The sequence below is a fragment of the Methylobacterium sp. WL103 genome (genome assembly GCF_008039885.1).
Classification (GTDB): Bacteria; Pseudomonadota; Alphaproteobacteria; order Rhizobiales; family Beijerinckiaceae; genus Methylobacterium; species Methylobacterium cerastii.
In genome coordinates, this window is the sequence record NZ_VRUX01000608.1 from 1 (window position 1) to 2,481 (window position 2,481).

Consider the following 2,481-nt stretch of genomic DNA (forward strand, 5'->3'; position numbering starts at 1 on the left):
CCCGGCCGCCGGGCGGACGGTGTGGCGGCGGCTGTTCCAGCGCCGCAAGCGCCTCGCCATCGCCCGAGCCTTCGCGGAGGCCGCATGAGAACCCGCCCCCGGGCGACGGCGATCGTCGCGCTCCTGCCTATGCTGGCGGCCTCCACCGCCTGCCAGCCGGCGGAGCCCCCCAGCCTGCAGCGCATCCTCGTCGACCCGGCGGGCGCGACGATGCCCGGCTACCGGACGGTGGCGGCGCTATCCGCCGTGCCCTTCGCGAGCCTGGCGGCCGGCAGCGCGGTGCTGGTCAAGGGCGGCCGCTTCGACGGCGTGGTCGTCGTCAGCGCCCGCGGCACCGCCGAGGCGCCGGTGACGGTGGCTGCTGTGCCCGGCACCGAGCCGGTGCTGTCGAACTCGGTGGTGTTCGAGGACGCGGCCTACGTCACCGTGTCCGGGCTGACGGTGCGGGGGGCGGTGAATTCCGGCTTCATCCTGCGCCGGGGCAGCCACCACGTCACCGTCCGGGATTCGGCGGTGGACGCCTCGGGGCTGGGCATCTGGATCGGCGACGGCTCCGGGGCGGGGCACCGCATCCTCGGCAACCGGCTGACCGGCAACAAGACCCACGGCATCGCCGTGGACGTGATCAACGCGCCCCCCGACGACCCGACGATCATCGCGAGCAACACGGTCTCCGGCAGCGGCATCCACGGGATGGAGATCAACGGGTCGGGCTACGTCGTCGAGGGCAACCGGGTCCACGACAACGGCGTCTCGATGTCGGGCACCTCGGGCATCCACGTCTACGCCAAGGATGCGGGGCAGGACGCGGGCGACCGCAACACCATCCGCTACAACGTCGTCACCGGGCAGCGGGAGACGACGGGCCAGGACGGCAACGGCATCCAGGTCGATCAGTGGTGCGACGACAACCTCGTCGCCTTCAACGTGACGACCGGCAACGACGGCGCCGGCATCAACCTGTTCGACGCCGGACGGACCCTCGTGTCCAACAACACCGTCGTCGGCAACATGGCCGATTCCGGCGGGCGGCACGCCTACAAGGGCGAGATCGTGCTGGCCAGCGACTACACGAAGCAGGTCGGCCGCACGGTCGACAACCGGGTGCTGAACAACATCGTGGTGGCGACACGGGGCGGCGTCGCCGCTGTCGTCGTCGAGGCGACGAGCACCGGCCGCGGCAACGCCATCGGCCCCAACCTGCTGCGGCACGCGCCCGGCGGCTGGCTCTACGCCTACGGCGCCGCACGCACCGACGACGGCGCGTCGCTGCCGCTGGGAGCGCCCGCGCCGGACCTCACCGAGGCGCCGGCCTTCGCCGACCCCACGAAGCCCTTCGCGAACGGCTTCGCGCTGACGCGTGCGCTTTCGCGTCCCGGCATCCCGCTCGGTGCGACGCGCGACCTGATCGGCCGCCCCTACGCCCCCAACGAGGCCCCGACCTTCGGCGCCTATCGGAGCCCGTGACATGACCCGGATCGGAATCGACGCCCACGTCCTCGTCGGCAAGATGCAGGGCAGCCGCACCTGGCTCGTCAACGTGGTCGGCCGCGCGGTCGCGCGCCACCCGGACGCCACCTACGTGATCTATTCCGACGACCCCGTGCGCGCCGCGACGATGATTGCGGGCGCAAACGTCGAGCACGTCCGGCTGCCGCGTGTGCCCCGCGCCCTGCGGTTGCTGGCGGTCTGGCCCTGGCTCGTGCACCGCGACCGGATCGACGCCCTGCTGACCACCTACATCGCCCCGCCGCTGGTGCCGGGCGCGCGCCAGGTCGTCGTCGTCCACGACATCCTGTTCGAGACCCATCCGGCGTTCTTCGCCTTCGGCATGCGCTGGCGCACCCGCCTGCTGACGCGGATCAGTGCCAAGCGCGCCCGCCTCGTCGTGACGATCTCGCGCTACAGCCGCGATTCGATCGCCCGGACCTACCGGATCGATCCGGACCGCATCGTCGAGGTGCGCTGCGGGACGAGCCCGCCCCGCACCGGGGCGATCACCCGGTCGCCGATCCGCGACGGGCGCCCCTACCTGATGATGGTCGGGCGGCTGGAGCCGCGGAAGAACCTCGCGCTGACGCTGGACGCCTTCGCGCGGCTCACCCCCGGCGCCGCCCGCCTCGTGGTGGTGGGCAAGCCCGACGGGGAGAACCCGGAGACGCTGGCGCGGCTCTCGTCCATGGCGGACGTGGTGCACGTGGCCGGAATCGACGACCGCGGCCTCGGCGACCTCTACGCCAACGCCGCCGCCCTGGTGTTCCCGAGCGCCGGCGAGGGCTGGGGCATCCCGGTTCTGGAGAGCCTGGCGCTCGGCACGCCGGTGATCGCCTCGAACGTCACCGCCATCCCCGAATCGGGCGGCGACGCGGCGAGCTACTTCGACCTCGATGCGCCGGACCGCATCGAGCGCCTCGCCGCCCTGATGCAGGCGGCGGTGGAGGGGCGCCTGCCTTTCGACGCGGCCCGCGCCCGCGCCCACGT

2 protein-coding genes are annotated in these 2,481 nt (G+C 72.9%); both read left to right on the forward strand.

The features are described 5' to 3' along the window. Positions 1–84: 84 nt before the first annotated feature. On the forward strand, positions 85–1,467 hold the full coding sequence (locus FV222_RS23095; protein ID WP_147815732.1) for a right-handed parallel beta-helix repeat-containing protein: 1,383 nt from the start codon (positions 85–87) through the stop codon (positions 1,465–1,467). A gap of 1 nt (position 1,468) precedes the next feature. Next, positions 1,469–2,481 (forward strand): glycosyltransferase family 1 protein (locus tag FV222_RS23100; protein WP_147815733.1); only part of this gene is annotated, 1,013 nt, incomplete at its 3' end.

Bases quoted from the DNA above. Each gene is read 5' to 3' on its own strand.
- FV222_RS23095 (WP_147815732.1), top strand. From the start codon at position 85: ATGAGAACCCGCCCCCGGGCGACGGCGATCGTCGCGCTCCTGCCTATG.